This is a genomic window from Bacillus sp. CDB3 (assembly GCF_002081505.1).
GTDB lineage: Bacteria > Bacillota > Bacilli > Bacillales > Bacillaceae_G > Bacillus_A > Bacillus_A cereus_AT.
Genome location: NZ_ALBR01000014.1, coordinates 1 through 17,374, shown reverse-complemented (window position 1 = coordinate 17,374; position 17,374 = coordinate 1). Strand labels below are relative to the sequence as shown.

The following is a 17,374-nucleotide window of genomic DNA, read 5'->3' as shown; positions in this document are numbered from 1 at the left end:
ATTAAACAAAAAAAGTAATACTCCTTTTAATTGTCAAAAAATTCAGTAGGATGTAGAATGATATTATTCTACTAAACTAGGGGGTAAATTTGTATGCAACACGCCTTTATCACACTTGTACCTAAATCCAATCAACAATCTGTTTCAATAGAGGATGTCAAACACCTTTTTCATAACTATAAAACCGTTACTTCCAAGACTGGTGATCAAATTAATTACGCCTATACAAATACAGCTTTTCCTTATGAAATATTAGATACATCAGCAACAACATTAAAACTCCAATCAAGTCACGACCGATATAATTCTATTTATGTGGGAATTGGAATAGAAAAGGAACAATCTTTCATACAGATTTCTTTACCCACCACAGCAACATTTGGCGATAAAGGAAAAGCAAATGAATTTAGCCGTTTTCTAGCGAAGAAATTGGAAGGAGAGTTACAATTATTTAATGGAAGAACAATGTATTTCTATAAACGTTAATTTAAAAAATAGAGAATATGATTAAAAAAAATATGCAATTTGAACATGTAAGGAATAATGCCTGTTTCCTTACGTGTAATACAAAACATGCAATCACATATGCCAAATAAAGAAATACGAAAAAGAGAATTACTTTATAATGAAACTTATCACCATTCGATAATGTTAATACGATGGAAAAACCACTCCATAATAGAAAATGATAAAATATAACATGTAATATTCTCATGGAACCTTCTCCTTTGACATGCTCTATTTTATTAATATATGGGATTAAGTTTGAATCAATTACATATTATATGAAAGTATATACTGCTTTTGGATTAACGTATGTTCTGACGATTCATTTAAAGTATTATATATATTCATTCGACAAGTACATATAAAGACCTTGCAAGCCATTATATTAAAAATAACCCATCTCTTTAAATAAGAGATGGGTTATTTACATTACTTAAATTATTTTACAATGTGAATTGGCATTCCAAGAGCAACTTCAGCTGCTTCCATTGTGATTTCACCTAATGTTGGGTGAGCATGGATTGTTTGAGCGATATCTTCTGCTGTCATTCCTGCTTCGATAGCTAAACCAATCTCAGAGATAATATCAGAAGCGCCTGCACCTGCAACTTGTGCACCTACAAGAAGACCATCTTCTTTACGTGTTACAAGTTGTAAGAAACCGTCAGTGCTGTTTAATGATAACGCACGACCGTTTGCAGCGAATGGGAACTTAGATACAGCTACTGTCATTCCTGCTTCTTCAGCTTGTTTCTTAGTGTAACCAACAGATGCTAATTCTGGATCAGTGAAGCATACTGCAGGAATTCCAATGTAATCGATAGCTGATGCATGGCCACTAATTGCTTCAACAGCTACTTTACCTTCGTAAGAAGCTTTGTGAGCTAATGGTGGTCCAGGAACGATATCACCGATTGCATAGATATTTGGTACGTTTGTACGGCATTGCTCATCGATTTCGATGATACCGCGGTCAGTCATTTTAACTCCAACTTGCTCAAGACCGATTTCTTGAGTGTTTGGACGACGACCTACAGTTACTAATACGTAATCTGCTTCTACAGTTTGGATTTCACCTTTAACTTCGAAGCTAACTTTTACGCCAGTTTCTGTTTCTTCAACGCCTTTAGCCATAGCTTTTGTATGGATATTTACGTTACCTTTCTTTTGAAGAGCACGTTTAACAACAGAGCTCATTGCTTTTTCGAAACCAGCTAAGATTTCGTCGCCAGCTTCTACTACAGTAACTTCTGTACCGAAGTTAGCATATGCAGTACCTAATTCCATACCGATGTAACCGCCGCCGATTACAACAAGTTTTTTAGGAATTTCAGGTAAGCTTAAAGCGCCTGTAGAGTTGATAACACGTTTAGAGTATTTGAATCCAGGAATTTCGATTGGTGTAGAACCAGTTGCAAGAACAGCATTTTTAAACGTATAAGTTTGTGCTGCATCTTCAGTCATTACGCGTAATGTGTTAGCATCTACGAAGTAAGCTTCACCGCGAATGATTTCAACTTTGTTACCTTTAAGAAGGCCTTCAACACCGCCAGTTAATTTCTTAACTACGCCGTTTTTCCATTCTTGAACTTTTGTAAAGTCAACTTTTACGTTCTCTGCAGTGATACCCATGTCATCAGAATGCATTGCATTCTCATAACGGTGACCTGCATTGATTAACGCTTTTGAAGGAATACATCCAACGTTTAAGCATACGCCACCAAGGTTAGCTTTTTCAATGATTGCTACCTTTTGACCTAATTGTGCTGCACGAATTGCCGCAACGTATCCACCAGGACCTGCACCAACAACGACTGTATCTAATTCAATTGGGAAATCTCCTACTACCATTGTTATTACGCCTCCATTACTAATAATTGTGGGTCATTCAATAGACGTTTAATTTGGTTTAATGCTTTTTGAGCAGTTGCGCCGTCAATTAAACGATGGTCAAAGCTTAGAGATAATGCTAATACTGGAGCTGCAACGATTTCACCGTTTTTCACAACTGGTTTCTCAGCGATACGGCCGATACCAAGAATTGCTACTTCTGGGTGATTGATAACTGGAGTGAACCATTGTCCACCTGCAGAACCAATGTTTGTAATTGTGCAAGAAGCACCTTTCATTTCAGCTGGAGCTAAACGACCGTCACGTGCTTTACCAGCAAGTTCATTAATCTCGTTAGAGATAGTAAAGATAGATTTACGATCTGTATCTTTAACAACTGGTACTAATAGACCTTTGTCTGTATCAGCTGCGATACCGATGTTGAAGTAATGTTTATGAACGATTTCTTGAGAAGCATCGTCTAAAGCAGTATTCAACATTGGGAATTCACGTAATGCAGATGTTAAAGCTTTTACAACGTATGGAAGGTAAGTTAATTTAATACCTTTGTCAGCTGCAACAGCTTTGAACTTCTTACGGTGAGCAACAAGTTCTGTTACATCTACTTCGTCCATTAATGTTACGTGAGGAGCTGTATGCTTAGAGTTAACCATTGCTTTCGCAATCGCTTTACGGATACCACTCATTTTCTCACGAGTTTCTGGATATTCACCAGCTGGGATTGGTTGTGCTTTTGGTGCTTCTTCTTTCGCTGCTGCTGGAGTAGCTTCTACTGCTGCTGGAGCCTCAGTTGCAGCTACAGTTTGTCCACCATTTGCAAATGCATCGATGTCAGTTTTCACAACGCGACCGTTCTTACCAGAACCAGCTACTTTATGAATATCTACACCTTTTTCACGAGCATATTTACGAACAGATGGCATAGCGATAACGCGCTCATTTACTACTTCTGCAGTTGCTGCTGGAGTAGCTTCCGCTGCTGGAGCTTCTACTGCTGCTTCTTCAGCTTTTGGAGCTTCATCATGATCGTCACCTTTAAATTTAAGGTTTTCGTATCCAGGAGCATCAAATTTAATTAATGTATCTCCTACAATTGCAACTGTTCCTTCTTCTACAAGTACTTCAAGTACTTTACCTTTAACAGGAGAAGGGATTTCTACTACTGCTTTATCATTTTGTACTTCAAGAAGTACATCGTCTTCATTTACTTCATCGCCTGGTTTAATAAACCATTTTACGATTTCACCTTCGTGGATACCTTCACCGATATCTGGTAGTTTAAATTCAAATGCCACGGAATTCAGCCCCCTGATTCATTTCATTATTATGGAATATGTGCAAAAGAAACCAGCATGTGCTGATTTCTTTTGCACATGAAAAACTAAAAATTAGAAGTTCATTACTTTGTTAACAGCTTCAACAATATCTTTATGGTTTGGTAACCATACGCTCTCAGCTTGAGAGAATGGGAATACTGTATCAGCAGCTGCAACACGTACAACTGGAGCTTCTAAGTTTAAGATTGCACGGTCGTTAATTTCCGCTACAACGTTAGCTGCAATACCAGCTTGTTTTTGAGCTTCTTGAACTACAACTACGCGACCTGTTTTTTCAACAGAAGCGATGATTGTTTCGATATCTAATGGTTGAACTGTACGTAAGTCAACAACCTCTAAAGAGATACCTTCTTTTTCAAGTTCTTCAGCAGCTTTTAATGCAGCATGAACCATAGCACCATAAGCGATAACAGATACATCTGTACCTTCACGTTTGATATCAGCTTTACCTAAATCAATTGTGTAATCGCCTTCTGGTACATCTTGACGGAATGAACGGTACAATTTCATATGCTCTAAGTAGATAACTGGATCGTTGTCACGAATCGCAGAGATTAAAAGACCTTTTGCATCGTATGGAGTAGATGGAATAACAACTTTTAGACCAGGTTGTTGTGCCACTAATCCTTCTAAGCTATCAGCATGTAGTTCAGGAGTATGAACACCACCACCGAATGGAGAACGAATTGTTACTGGAGCAGTCCAACGTCCACCAGAACGGTAACGCATACGAGCTAATTGACCAGAAACTGAATCCATTACTTCATAAATGAAACCGAAGAATTGGATTTCTGGAACTGGACGGAAACCTTCAAGTGCAAGTCCAACTGCAAGTCCACCAATACCAGACTCTGCAAGTGGAGTATCCATTACACGATCTTCACCAAATTCAGCTTGTAAACCTTCAGTAGCACGGAATACTCCGCCGTTTACACCAACGTCTTCACCAAACACAAGTACGTTAGGATCATTTTTCATTTCAACGCGTAAAGCATCAGTGATTGCTTGAATCATTGTCATTTGAGCCATGGCTTACTTCGACTCCTTTTCTTTGTAAATTTCATATTGTTCAGCTAAGTTGTAAGGCATTTTTTCGTACATGATTTCCATTAAATCAGTAACTTTTTGTTTTGGAGCTTGGTCAGCCTTAGCAATTGCTTGTTTGATATCTTCTTTTGCTTCTTCGATTACTTTCTCTTCAACTTCTTGAGACCATAGGCCTTTGTTTTCTAAGAATGCACGGAAGCGTACGATTGGATCTTTTTGTTCCCATTCGTTTTCGATATCTTTTGTACGGTAACGAGTTGGGTCATCACCAGCCATTGTATGTGGACCATAACGGAATGTTAAAGTCTCGATTAAAGTAGGGCCTTCACCGTTTACTGCGCGCTCACGAGCGAAAGCAGTTGCTGCGTATACAGCTAATGGATCCATACCGTCTACTTGAATTCCGTAAATACCTGCTGCTACTGCTTTTTGTGCTACAGTTTTAGCTGCAGATTGCTTTTCTACTGGAGTAGAGATTGCATAACGGTTGTTTTGTACAACGAAGATTGCTGGAGCTTTGAATGCACCCGCAAAGTTCATACCTTCGTAGAAGTCACCTTGTGAAGCACCACCGTCACCAGTGTAAGTAATTGCAACAGATTTTTTACCACGTAATTTCATACCTAACGCAACACCAGCAGTTTGGATGATTTGCGCACCGATAATGATTTGTGGAGCAAGTGCATTTACATTCTCAGGCATTTGGTTACCCATGAAATGTCCACGAGAGAATAAGAATGCTTGGTATAATGGTAGACCGTGCCATACTAATTGTGGCACATCACGATATCCTGGTAAGATGAAATCTTCTGCTTCAAGTGCGAAATGACTTGCTAATTGAGAAGCCTCTTGTCCAGCAGTTGGTGCGTAGAAACCTAAACGTCCTTGACGGTTTAAAGAAATAGAACGTTGATCTAGTACGCGAGTATACACCATACGGCGCATTAATTCTTTTAATTGATCATCAGATAATTCAGGCATAGCTGCTTCATTCACAACTTCGCCTTTTTCATTTAAAATTTGTAATGTTTCAAATTGAGCTGCAATAGCTTTCATTTGCTCATCAACATTAAATAGGGTCTTTTTTGTTTTAGTACCCATTCCGTTCACCTCTTCCTCTCTTGAACCATATTCTGAAACGCTTTCACTATCTATTAGCTAGACTGAAAGCGCAACAATGTAAACCAACAAATTTGTCTGTCGGTTGAGAATAATTTTGTGTACCTAACAATCTGTACTAATGTTTTTTCAAAAACATATTAATACAATCTTGATCACGTTTTTTAGTTTACAACTATTCTAATTACGATGTCAATTACTTTGAATACGTTTTTTTATAAATAATATGCAGGTTTCCTCTATACAAACGTGTTTTTATTTTTCACATCTGTATTAGTAAGCAATAACCTACTGTTATATTATTCCCTTTTTAACTTATTTTTTCTCTTAGAATAATATGTAAACGATTTAATTCTCTTTAGTTTTTCTCTCTTCTCAATAAAATTATACAAACACTTCTTCCTTTTATAGGTAAATACCTATACATTTCTGACCCGTCCTCCATACATTATAGTAACCGCAGTATAGCGGGAAATGCTAAAGGAGGTCATCTCATGTACGGATACTCATATTGCTATCCAACAACTTGTTCATATCCTTCCTACGGTTATGGCGGTTCTTGTGGCGGGTCTGGATGCGGCTTCGCCTTAATTGTTGTGTTGTTTATCCTTTTAATTATCGTTGGTGCTGCTTGCATTCGCTAATGTAAATTGAAACAACTATGGAAAGAAACAGACGGCTTTGCCGTCTTTTCTTTTTAATACATAACTTATCTATAGAAGATTTGTTTCCAAATAGCTCTTCCTTACTTGCCGATGACTTTTTTTATCTCCTTTGGTAGACTAAAGAAGAAAGGAGAGATTACATATGCTTACAATGAACGAGGTAATTCGTGAAGGAAATCCTATTTTGCGCGACGTCGCAGAAGAGGTCTCCTTACCTGCTAGCGAGAAAGATACAAATACCCTTAAAGAAATGATTGAATTTGTAATAAATAGCCAGGACGCTGAAATGGCTGAAAAATATAATTTACGCCCCGGAATCGGATTAGCGGCTCCGCAAATCGGTATTTCAAAGAAAATGATTGCGGTTCATGTAACTGATACGAACGGTACGTTATATAGCTACGCATTATTTAATCCAAAAATCATTAGTCATTCTGTTGAACGTACATATTTACAAAATGGTGAAGGCTGTCTATCTGTAGACCGTGAAGTACCTGGTTATGTCCCTCGTTACACAAGAATTACAGTAAAGGCAACAACTATTAACGGGGAAGACGTAAAACTACGATTAAAAGGTTTACCAGCAATTGTATTCCAACATGAAATCGACCATTTAAACGGTGTTATGTTCTATGACCATATTAATAAAGACAATCCATTTGCGGCTCCCGATGATTCAAAACCTCTAGAGCGATAATGATAAAAAGGCGGAAGTTAACCTTCCGCCTTTTTATTATCTGAAATGGGTTCCATATTCACTTATAACAATCCCGCCCATTTTAATCCATGATATATACCGTCTTCACTTACATCGTTTGTCACATGATTTGCAAGTTTTTTCAAGTCTTCATGACCATTTCCCATCACAATACCTGTGCCTACTGCTTCAATCATTTCTAAATCGTTTAAGCCATCCCCAAATGCATACACTTGTTCACGGTTAAATCCTAATTTTTCAATGAACTTCTCAATCCCTTTTGCCTTAGAACCACCATTTGGAATGATGTCCATTGAATACGCATGCCAACGAATAAAATGAAAATCTGGATACTGATTAATGAACTTTTCCTCTTCATTTACTTCACAGAAAAGAAGCGTTTGATAAATATCACGTTTCTCATAAAAATCAGGTTCATATGCCGGATGATCAAATTGCAAGCTTCCAAAACCTTCTTTTACATAATCATGATATTCCACTGACGCTCTCATCTCTTGATGGTCAAGATATACAAGTGGATATCCTTCTTGTTTTGCAAACTGGGTAAACTTATGTAGAGCCGCTGGGTGTAACGGATTATTACATATTGTCTCACCTTCAAATACAACGTACTGTCCATTAAAACTAACATAATTATGTATATTGAGTTCCTTACGAATATCTTCAAACATAAATGGCGCACGCCCTGTCGCGATTGCTACGTGCACACCTTTTTCTTGTAAATCTTTTACTGCATCACGTGTAGATTGCGGAATTTTTTTATCATGATCTAATAATGTTCCATCAATATCAAAAAAGACAATTTTATCATTCATTTGTCAAAATCCTTTCTGGCACTCTATATTCCTATTTTGATTATCACTTTTCAAATTTCAAAAAAAAGTATAACATATTAAACATCTGTGAAGAAAGCGTTCACTTTCTGACCTTATTTATGAAATATGCATATAATATTAGTAAAAAATGTGGATACTTGTTCGGATGAATTTTCTTTTCTATTCTTCCTCATACTATATCTATAACTAGCGGCTACTAATCGTTACTACAGGATAACTTACACTATACTAAAAAGAACAAGATTCACTATTCACTTCTAATCTTCTTTCTTGTACGGGAGACGGAGTTATCATTAGTAACATGCATGTTTAAAATCAGGAAAGGAAGGAGTAATCATGCTGAAGAAGCTGAAGAAAAAGCTCAAGCGTTATTTAAACGATTTAGTCCGTAAGAAGACAATCGCTTAAATTGTGCCCATTTCGGGCTTTTTCTTCATTCTCGTTCGAAAAAACATGAAAATCATGACTGTTTGCTTTATAATAAGTAACAGATAATGCAAAACATAGACAAGGAGAGGTTTTCCCAATGATTTTTAAAGTATTTTATCAAGAAAAATTAACTGAGGTCCCAGTACGTGAAAATACAAAAGTTTTATATTTAGAGGCTACGTCTCAAAAGGATGTTCGTAAAAAATTACAAAAGTTCGCATATAATATCGAGTTCGTTCAGTCTGTTACTGGTGCTCATCTTGAATATGAAAAACAAAACGCTGATTTAATATTAGCGGAGATCGTATAGTCATATGAAATTCCTAAAAAATGATCAAGCTGCCGTTTTTGCCCTCGGTGGTCTTGGTGAAATCGGTAAAAATACATATGCTGTTCAATTTCAAGATGAAATTATTATAATTGACGCTGGAATTAAATTTCCAGAAGACGAACTCCTCGGGATCGATTATGTAATACCAGATTACACTTATTTTGTGCGAAACGAAGATAAAATTAAAGGGTTATTCATTACACATGGTCACGAAGATCATATTGGTGGAATTCCTTATCTATTACGTCAAGTAAACATTCCAATTTACGGCGGAAAATTAGCAATTGCCCTAATAAAAAACAAATTAGAAGAGCACGGATTACTTCGTAAAGCGAAACTTTATGAAATTCAAGAAGATGATGTTATTAAATTTAAAAAGACATCTGTTTCCTTCTTCCGTACAACTCACAGTATTCCAGATTCATACGGAGTTGTTGTGAAAACACCTCAAGGACAAGTCGTTCATACAGGTGATTTCAAATTCGATTTCACACCAGTCGGTGAGCCAGCAGATTTAACAAAAATGGCCGAAATCGGAAAAGACGGTGTACTTTGTCTCTTATCTGATAGTACAAACAGTGAAGTACCAAACTTTACGATGTCTGAGCGTCGTGTTGGTGATAGTATTCAAGATATATTCCGCAAAGTAGAAGGTCGTATTATCTTCGCAACCTTTGCATCAAATATCCATCGCTTACAACAAGTTGTTGAGGCCGCTGTTGAAAACAATCGTAAAGTAGCTGTATTTGGTCGAAGTATGGAAGCAGCTATTGAAATCGGACAAAACCTTGGTTATATCCGATGTCCAAAGGATACATTCATAGACACATCTCAGCTAAACCGCCTACCAGCTAATAAAGTTGTTATTTTATGTACAGGTAGTCAAGGAGAGCCGATGGCAGCACTTTCACGTATTGCCAATGGTACACATCGTCAAATTCAAATTATCCCTGGCGATACAGTTGTTTTCTCTTCTTCACCAATCCCAGGCAATACAATTAGTGTAAGTCGTACAATTAACATGTTGTACCGTGCTGGCGCTGATGTAATCCATGGTAAACTCTCAAATATTCATACGAGTGGACACGGTGGACAAGAAGAACAAAAGTTAATGTTACGTCTTATTAAGCCGAAATATTTCATGCCAATTCATGGTGAGTATCGTATGCAGCGTATGCATATGAAATTAGCTAATGATTGTGGTATTCCAGAAGAAAATTGTTTCATTATGGATAATGGAGATGTTCTTGCTTTACGTTCTGATGAAGCAAGCGTAGCTGGGAAAATCCCATCTGGCTCTGTCTATATCGATGGAAATGGTATTGGAGATATCGGGAATATCGTATTACGTGATCGTCGCATTCTTTCTGAAGAAGGACTTGTTATTGTAGTTGTAAGCATTGATATGAAAGAATTTAAAGTTGCAGCAGGACCTGATATCATCTCGCGTGGTTTCGTTTATATGCGTGAAAGCAGCGATTTAATCAACGATGCTCAAACATTAATTACAACACATTTAGAAAAAGTAATGGAGCGAAAAACAACACAATGGTCTGAAATTAAAAATGAGATTACAGACACATTAGCACCATTCCTATACGAAAAAACGAAACGCCGTCCAATGATTTTACCAATCATTATGGAAATATAAGAAAAAGGACAATGCCTCCTCGGCATTGTCCTTTTCTCTTATCTTAAAAAATGCTTAAAACGATCTACTTCATCGTCATGACCAATTACAATTAATATATCTCCCGCTTGAATGTTTTCTGTAGCTCGAGGAGATACGATAACTTCTTTTCCACGTTTAATTGCTACAATGTTCAAACCAAACTTCGCACGAATATCTAATTCAATTAAAGAGTGCCCATCAATTTTTTTATTTGCAATAATCTCTACAATACTATGCTCATCTGAAAGCTCTAGGTAATCTAACACATTACTTGATGCGATATTATTAGCAATCCTTTTTCCCATATCTCGTTCTGGATGCACAATATGATCTGCCCCTATTTTACTTAACACTTTTTCATGATAGTCATTTTGAGCTTTCACAGTAATATTTTTCACACCTAATTCTTTCAAAATTAACGTTGTTAAAATACTTGAATTTAAATTATCTCCAATAGCAACGACTACATGATCAAAATTGCGAATACCAAGACTTTTTAATACCATCTCATCTGTAGAATCTGCAATTACGGCATGCGAAGCTATATTTGCAAACTCATTAATTTTATCCTCATCTGAATCAATTGCCATTACTTCCATACCTAATTGAGCGAGTTCTCGGCAAATACTTCCACCAAAACGTCCAAGCCCAATAACAGCAAATTCTTTCTCTTTTTCGCCCACAGGAATTCCTCCAATAACATCAAATACTATGTACTTTTATTGTAACATACTTTAGATTCGCTACAAAAACCTGTATATAATTCTTATTTTTGTTTTTGCATATAAAAATACTGTTGTAAATAAAATGCGATACCGAAAATTAACATACCGAATACAAATATATTTCCAAATGAACTAAATGTTTCAAAAACGAACAATAACGTTTCTTGTCCGAAAAAAGCAAATAATAGTTGTGTAAATGCGAATAACAATGCCAATATATAATGATGTTGATGGAATAAATAATGTGTTGCGCCTAAAAAAGCTATAAACGAAACAATAAAAATCCACCAAGTTTCTAAAAACAGTTGCCAATTGGTAAATTGATATCCATTTACTAATATCGCAATAATTCCTATAACTGCCATCGTCGGCACACTCCATAATAATGCACGCCCTCTAAAGAAGCGCGTACCTTTTGCATCGCCTTTTTCATTTGCAATGTATGTTAGCACGACAGTACTTATATACAAAACAGACAGGATTGTTAAAACAATAATAAGCCAAAAATGTAATTGATAATATTCATGTTCTATATTCGTCACGATTGCAGCTAACATACATGGAATTAGCATTCCCGTCCAACCATCTACTTTTCTTTCATTCCAAAATACCGTATTACCAATCCGAATTCCTAATAGCATAAAAATAATGATACCTAGCACAAATAATGTAGTCTTATTCCCTACTAAGCTCGTTGAGAAAGCAATTAATCCAATAAATAAAAAAAGAACAAACCCATTCATAATTTCTAGTACAGGTGACAAATATCTTTTCACCCATTTGTATGTTTCTTCATATTCACTATTATTCGCTAAACGATAGGCGTAAAAACTTATCCCAAAATAAACCGCCGCAATAATAACATATGCATATAAGACGAAACATAAAATCGCACTGCTAATTTGCACGTAATTCCCCACCCTTTTTTCTATGTATCACATTAATTTTACACACTTTTCATACTAAAAGTAAACATATATAGGTAGTTAAATAATTATCTTCTCTATTAGCAATAATTAATAATGAGCAGTGGCTAAAAACCCCCTGCTCATTATTAAAACACCAAATGTAACTTTACTCATTTGTATGAAAATGTCTAACACTAACAAATATGAAAGATATTTTCGTCTCGGAACTAAGAAGTCCCCACTCTAAACTGTTACACAATTAGCGCGGAAGTTCACTTTCGATTTCCCTTCCACTTCACATATTGATTTAAAAATACAATCGCTTTCTCAATAGCCTCTTCGTCTGGTTTTAATTTCGCATGATGTAAACCATATTCTGAATTTACTCCAAGCCAAAACATAAATCCAGGTATCTCTCGAAGCATATAACCAAAGTCTTCACCTGTCATTGCCTCCGTGCATGTAATTACATCTATATTCGTTTGTTCACGAGTAAATTGCATAAACTCTCTCGTTAACTCTTCATGGTTATACACTTGATGATACATCGCTCCGTAGTCAATAACAGCTTCACATTGAAAAGCAGCTTCTATTCCCGCAACAATTGCCTCAATTCGGCTTTTAACACGTTTCATTGAATCCACTGATAACGTTCGAATTGTTCCTTCTAAACGAGACTTTTCTGCGATGATGTTTTGGACTGTACCACCAGTGATTTTCCCAATTGTAATTACCGCACTGTCAAGAGGGTTCACATTACGACTAATAACTGATTGTAGTTGTGTAACGAGATGACTCGCTGCAACAATCATATCATTTGCTGTATGCGGATATGCAGCATGTCCACCTTTTCCTTTTAAATCAACGTATAACTCTGATGTATTCGCAAATAATAAACCTTCTTTTGTAGCAATTGTTCCCACAGAGTATTCAGGCGCAATATGAAGCCCAAGAATCATATTCGGCTTCCATTCTTTTAACTCTTCACTTTCTAACATAGGAAGTGCACCACCTGGACCTTCTTCAGCTGGTTGGAATATAAACACAAGATCATCGTCTATTCTTTCGCTTACAGCCGCTGTTAGAAGGCCTAAACCAATTGTTGTATGCAAATCATGCCCACACGCATGCATCATTCCTTCATGGATAGAAGAGAAGTCATATTCCGTTTCCTCTGTAATTGGTAGACCGTCTATATCTGCACGATAACCTATTATTTTTTCTGGATTTTTCCCATTTACTTTAACAATTACACCTGTTTTCCATGTTTTCACTTCCAAATATTCATTAGGAAGCATTCCTATATAATCTAAAATATACTGTTGTGTTTTCCACTCTTTAAATCCGATTTCCGGAATTTTATGTAAATCTCTACGAACTTGGACAAACTTGCTTACTGTCATTTTTACACCTCCATCTATAAAAAGCGTAAGAGCACATTCATGCTCTTACGCTTTTTGTTTTTTATTTCTCTGGGTTTAATTGACGAAGCTCTTGTTTAATTTCAGTTTTTGCCTTTGTCTTCTCATCAATTTCTTTAATTACACGTGCTGGAGTTCCCGCAACAACTGTATATGGAGGTACATCTTCTGTTACAACTGCACCCGCTGCTACAACTGCACCTTTACCTACTGTAACGCCTTCTAGAACAACTACATTTGCACCAATTACAACATCGTCTTCAACGATAACTGGTTTTGCAGAAGGTGGCTCAATAACACCCGCAAGTACAGCACCTGCACCTACGTGACAGTTTTTGCCAACTGTTGCACGTCCACCAAGCACTGCGTTCATGTCGATCATAGTACCTTCGCCAATTACAGCACCGATATTAATTGTTGCATTCATCATGATAACAGCGTTGTCACCAATTTCAACATTGTCACGAATAATTGCGCCTGGCTCAATACGAGCTGTAATACCTTTTAAATCAAGCATTGGAATTGCAGAATTACGACGATCGTTCTCAACTACATAGTCAACAATGTGCTTGCTATTTTCATCAAGAATTGTCTTAATTTCAGACCATTCTCCGAATAATACACCAGATTTTTTATTTACAAATGCTTGTACTGTTTCAGGGAATGTTACTTCTTTTAAATCCCCTTTTATGTATACCTTTACAGGAGTTTTCTTTTCACTCTTTTGAATAAACGAAATAATTTCGTTAGCGTCCATCATTTTCATTCTTGTTGCCTCCTAAATCCATTTATAATGTTACTCTACCAAACGATAGGGCGAGTAGCAAGACAATAATCTTATTTTTCCATTTGAATTTCTTCTATAATTTCTAAAAATGCTTGTACTTGCTTCAACTGCCTTGCCGATTCACTCGTCAATAACCATGTTTCTCTCGTTAATTGAACAGGTGTTTTATACATGTTTTCCTGCACTTCTTTTAAAACAGTCGAAGGTAAAAGAGCATAGCCTATACCATTTAAAACAAGCTGTTTGCACGTTTCAATTTGGTCAACTACAATCGTTCGCTTAGGTGGATTGGAAAATAATCCATACCACCAATTTTGTATTTGTCCATAGTAGGTCGAATCACTTTTAAATTGAATAAAAGGTCTATTTGTCTCTTTTAACATTGTAATATCTTTTATTTCTTTATCAACTAAGTATAATTCATCTTCAAATAATTGTTGCTTCTGACCTTTATATTCTTGTGTCCCTCTTAATATGGCGACGTGAACGTCTCCTTCATAAAATTGCTTTTGCACTTCACTACTCCAGCCAGTAAACAGAGATATCTTCACAGAAGGATACTTATGCACAAATTTTTTCAAAACAGGTGGAAGCCAATATTGACCAATGACTGACGCAACAGCTATTTTTAGCGTACCGTATGTTTCCGTTCTAAAAAGAGCCAGTTCACTTTTAATATCCTCTTCTTTTTGTAACATTTCTTTTGCATAATTTGCAACTTTTTCCCCTTCAGGTGTAATTGTCAATCCTTTTTGTGAACGAATAAAAAATTTCATTCCCCATTGTTTCTCCATAGATTGTAATCGTTGACTAAGCGCAGGTTGGGAAACAAATAAACGTTCCGCCGCTTTTCTCATATTTGATTCCTGAGCTAACACAACCATCATTTGAAAATCATCGATTTGCAACTTTCTCCCTCTTTCCTTAGCTTCCATACACCTAATTTTAATAAGCATTTCATCTTTAATTTAATTGAACAATTTTATACATTAGAACGGTTTGTTAGTTCAAACTTTTCTTATGTTTTATGTCTTTTTAAATATAATACATACACAACTGATATGCACGAAAAAAAGTGACTTCTCCTTTTCTGTGAAGTCACTTTTCCTGTGTTATCGATTATGCTGTCTCACTTTTTTATTCAACAATTTTAAAATAGCTCGACGTGTCAAAATACCCTCGAAGTAACCTTCTTCATTGACAGCGCAAATAAAAGGATGATCAATTGTCATTTCTAAAGCTTTTGCAAAGGAATCTTCTAACATAAGAACTGGAATCTCTTCCTTCATCACTTGTTCCACTTTCATATTCTCAAGTCTTTCAAACTCAATGCGCTCTAATCCTAAAATACCATCTAAAATCATTGCAGTACTAATCAACCCATGTAATTTATACGTAGGGTCTAAAACAGGAATCGCCGAATATCCAGATTTCACAAGAACGAGTAAAGCATGTTCTAAACCATTCCCTATTTGGACATGTGCTACTTTTTCTGATGAAATCATTAAATCCTTCACAAGAATTTGTTGAAACTCATCTTTCGGAATACTAATCATGTTACATCCCCCATTTTCCCTTTTTCCTGCTTATATTCTCTGATCCTATTCACATTTTATGATAGCGTTTTCATATTATTATTTTGTCCTGACATTCTTCTAATAAAAAAGATACACAGCTATTTTAGCATACAACATAAAAAAAAGACTACCATTCCGGTAGCGCTTAATACCCTTTATTTTTTAATCGGTAAAACAATCTTGTGATTTTTTTATATTGTGTCACATCTGTCTGTTTTAAACCATTCTCAATGTCTGTAAGCTCCACCGCTAAAATTTCGCTCGCATAATTTTGCTGAAACAGAATATCCAACAATAAATCTTCTTCTTCTCTCGTTAAAACAAATTCCTTTTCCATATGTCCCTCTCCTTGCCCTCACATCATCACTTTTATTATATAAAATTTTCAACTTATTTAATAGATGTAATATTCAGTTTTTAATAAAGATATTTAATAACTGCGAATATATAGAAACCATTTCACATTATTTCGTATACCTGTTCGCATAACTAAACGCCGCATAAGCATCCGGTTTAATTTTTGCTGTTAATCCCATCGCTTGAATTTTCTTCGTCATATCTAAAATAAATTCTTTTGTTAAACCATCATTCCCAATATCTAAATGAATTTCCATTATGAACCCCGCTCCATCTTGAGCGTATGGGTGCAATAAATCCCAGATTGTTTGTATATGATTTGGAGTAAATAGACAGGCAATTTCTTGACTAAACTGCGTTTCTAAATATATTTTCTCTCGCAAAGTTGCTGGCTTATTTTTTACTGATTTGTGATGCAAACATCCCCATGCTCCTTTTCCAACCCGATGAATATGTATCGCTGTAATAAACCTCGTATCCTTTTGATGTGCTTGTGAGTCTGTCCCAATAGATAAGCGATATAAATTTCGCGGATCCTTTTCAATGAAACTACAAATGCGGTTAAATACCATATCAAAATTCAAATGTCTCTCAGAAACATTATAAAATGTATGTTCACCGTCCACATAGTCACGTCCTTTCAATTAGACAGACCTTTCGTATTCTCATTGTATGGGACAAAAACAAAAATTATAACTCACTACCCTTTATTCGTTTCAATATTTCGGATTACATAATGACAAAACCTACACGTATAAATTACATTTTGATTAGACTGAGCAGTTAATACATGATTAATTTCAGCATGACTGTGACAATTAGGACAAATAACAATCGGTAAGCGTTCCATCCTTTTCACCTCCTATTACTATTTACTACCATTGTAGGAAAAATAAAAAATTCCTATACATATACATTTGTGGAAGTTCTTTTGTTTGATTGCGACTTCCACTACCTGTATAGCCTATTAATTAATATAACTAAAAAGAGCACAGCGAGACGTACGTACGTTAGTTACGTTACGTACGTACGTAGTAGTAGTAGTAGTACGTACGTACGTACGTACGTACGTACGTACTACGTACGT

At 36.0% G+C, this 17,374-nt stretch carries 20 protein-coding genes; 5 read left to right on the top strand and 15 right to left on the bottom strand.

Annotated elements, in window-relative coordinates; translation table 11 throughout:
* Window positions 1-93: 93 nt before the first annotated feature.
* The gene (locus CDB3_RS04360; RefSeq protein ID WP_098765134.1) at window positions 94-486 is read left to right on the top strand and encodes a DUF1885 family protein; all 393 of its coding nucleotides are present in this window, start codon (window positions 94-96) and stop codon (window positions 484-486) included.
* A gap of 1 nt (window position 487) precedes the next feature.
* On the opposite strand, the gene CDB3_RS04355 is transcribed toward CDB3_RS04360, so the two are convergent.
* From CDB3_RS04355 to pdhA, 5 genes are all read right to left on the bottom strand, one after another.
* Window positions 488-715, bottom strand: a complete 228-nt coding sequence (locus tag CDB3_RS04355) for a hypothetical protein (protein ID WP_128853587.1) — start codon at window positions 713-715, stop codon at window positions 488-490.
* A gap of 230 nt (window positions 716-945) precedes the next feature.
* Window positions 946-2,358 (bottom strand): dihydrolipoyl dehydrogenase, encoded by a 1,413-nt coding sequence (gene lpdA / locus CDB3_RS04350; RefSeq protein ID WP_061678278.1) that lies wholly within the window; start codon window positions 2,356-2,358, stop codon window positions 946-948.
* A 5-nt stretch (window positions 2,359-2,363) separates the two neighbouring features.
* On the bottom strand, window positions 2,364-3,653 hold the full coding sequence (gene pdhC, locus CDB3_RS04345; protein WP_000863416.1) for a pyruvate dehydrogenase complex dihydrolipoyllysine-residue acetyltransferase: 1,290 nt from the start codon (window positions 3,651-3,653) through the stop codon (window positions 2,364-2,366).
* Between the two features lie 93 nt (window positions 3,654-3,746).
* Window positions 3,747-4,724 (bottom strand): pyruvate dehydrogenase complex E1 component subunit beta, encoded by a 978-nt coding sequence (gene pdhB, locus CDB3_RS04340; RefSeq protein WP_000068162.1) that lies wholly within the window; start codon window positions 4,722-4,724, stop codon window positions 3,747-3,749.
* A gap of 3 nt (window positions 4,725-4,727) precedes the next feature.
* Complete coding sequence (gene pdhA / locus CDB3_RS04335; protein WP_000536893.1) at window positions 4,728-5,843, bottom strand: pyruvate dehydrogenase E1 component subunit alpha; 1,116 nt, start codon at window positions 5,841-5,843, stop codon at window positions 4,728-4,730.
* Between the two features lie 512 nt (window positions 5,844-6,355).
* Between pdhA and CDB3_RS04330 the strand changes: the two genes are divergently transcribed.
* Window positions 6,356-6,505, top strand: a complete 150-nt coding sequence (locus CDB3_RS04330; RefSeq protein ID WP_025147739.1) for a YjcZ family sporulation protein — start codon at window positions 6,356-6,358, stop codon at window positions 6,503-6,505.
* A 163-nt stretch (window positions 6,506-6,668) separates the two neighbouring features.
* Entirely contained in the window at window positions 6,669-7,223 is a 555-nt protein-coding gene (gene def, locus CDB3_RS04325; RefSeq protein WP_128853586.1) for a peptide deformylase, read from the top strand.
* Between the two features lie 62 nt (window positions 7,224-7,285).
* Here def and CDB3_RS04320 read toward each other — a convergent pair whose 3' ends face one another.
* Window positions 7,286-8,059, bottom strand: a complete 774-nt coding sequence (locus CDB3_RS04320) for a Cof-type HAD-IIB family hydrolase (RefSeq protein WP_128853585.1) — start codon at window positions 8,057-8,059, stop codon at window positions 7,286-7,288.
* Window positions 8,060-8,606: 547 nt separating this feature from the next.
* On the opposite strand from CDB3_RS04320, the gene CDB3_RS04310 reads away from it, so the two are divergent.
* Both CDB3_RS04310 and rnjA read left to right on the top strand, forming a co-directional pair.
* Window positions 8,607-8,819, top strand: coding sequence for a DNA-dependent RNA polymerase subunit epsilon (locus CDB3_RS04310; protein ID WP_000576437.1), 213 nt, complete (start codon window positions 8,607-8,609; stop codon window positions 8,817-8,819).
* A gap of 4 nt (window positions 8,820-8,823) precedes the next feature.
* The gene (gene rnjA, locus CDB3_RS04305) at window positions 8,824-10,491 is read left to right on the top strand and encodes a ribonuclease J1 (RefSeq protein WP_000670372.1); all 1,668 of its coding nucleotides are present in this window, start codon (window positions 8,824-8,826) and stop codon (window positions 10,489-10,491) included.
* 38 nt (window positions 10,492-10,529) lie between these two features.
* Here rnjA and CDB3_RS04300 read toward each other — a convergent pair whose 3' ends face one another.
* The 9 genes from CDB3_RS04300 to CDB3_RS31545 all read right to left on the bottom strand — a co-directional run bounded on the left by CDB3_RS04300 (window position 10,530) and on the right by CDB3_RS31545 (window position 17,137).
* Window positions 10,530-11,195 carry a potassium channel family protein gene (locus CDB3_RS04300; RefSeq protein ID WP_000504032.1) on the bottom strand — a complete coding sequence of 222 codons (666 nt, stop codon included), beginning with the start codon at window positions 11,193-11,195 and terminating at the stop codon, window positions 10,530-10,532.
* 83 nt (window positions 11,196-11,278) lie between these two features.
* A complete protein-coding gene (locus tag CDB3_RS04295; RefSeq protein WP_097830872.1) occupies window positions 11,279-12,145 on the bottom strand; it encodes a cytochrome C oxidase assembly protein in 867 nt (288 codons plus the stop codon).
* 272 nt (window positions 12,146-12,417) lie between these two features.
* Window positions 12,418-13,548 (bottom strand): N-acetyldiaminopimelate deacetylase, encoded by a 1,131-nt coding sequence (locus CDB3_RS04290; protein ID WP_128853584.1) that lies wholly within the window; start codon window positions 13,546-13,548, stop codon window positions 12,418-12,420.
* Between the two features lie 61 nt (window positions 13,549-13,609).
* The gene (gene dapD / locus CDB3_RS04285; RefSeq protein ID WP_097830870.1) at window positions 13,610-14,332 is read right to left on the bottom strand and encodes a 2,3,4,5-tetrahydropyridine-2,6-dicarboxylate N-acetyltransferase; all 723 of its coding nucleotides are present in this window, start codon (window positions 14,330-14,332) and stop codon (window positions 13,610-13,612) included.
* A 71-nt stretch (window positions 14,333-14,403) separates the two neighbouring features.
* Entirely contained in the window at window positions 14,404-15,288 is an 885-nt protein-coding gene (locus CDB3_RS04280) for a transcriptional regulator CcpC (protein WP_128853583.1), read from the bottom strand.
* A 177-nt stretch (window positions 15,289-15,465) separates the two neighbouring features.
* The gene (gene cbpB, locus CDB3_RS04275) at window positions 15,466-15,909 is read right to left on the bottom strand and encodes a cyclic-di-AMP-binding protein CbpB (RefSeq protein WP_000623577.1); all 444 of its coding nucleotides are present in this window, start codon (window positions 15,907-15,909) and stop codon (window positions 15,466-15,468) included.
* 166 nt (window positions 15,910-16,075) lie between these two features.
* Complete coding sequence (gene abbA, locus CDB3_RS04270) at window positions 16,076-16,267, bottom strand: antirepressor AbbA (protein WP_071771533.1); 192 nt, start codon at window positions 16,265-16,267, stop codon at window positions 16,076-16,078.
* A 127-nt stretch (window positions 16,268-16,394) separates the two neighbouring features.
* Window positions 16,395-16,913 carry a ribonuclease H-like YkuK family protein gene (locus CDB3_RS04265; RefSeq protein ID WP_071771534.1) on the bottom strand — a complete coding sequence of 173 codons (519 nt, stop codon included), beginning with the start codon at window positions 16,911-16,913 and terminating at the stop codon, window positions 16,395-16,397.
* A gap of 74 nt (window positions 16,914-16,987) precedes the next feature.
* Window positions 16,988-17,137: a hypothetical protein gene (locus tag CDB3_RS31545; RefSeq protein WP_071746889.1), complete on the bottom strand. Its 150-nt coding sequence runs from the start codon at window positions 17,135-17,137 to the stop codon at window positions 16,988-16,990.
* Window positions 17,138-17,374: the final 237 nt, after the last annotated feature.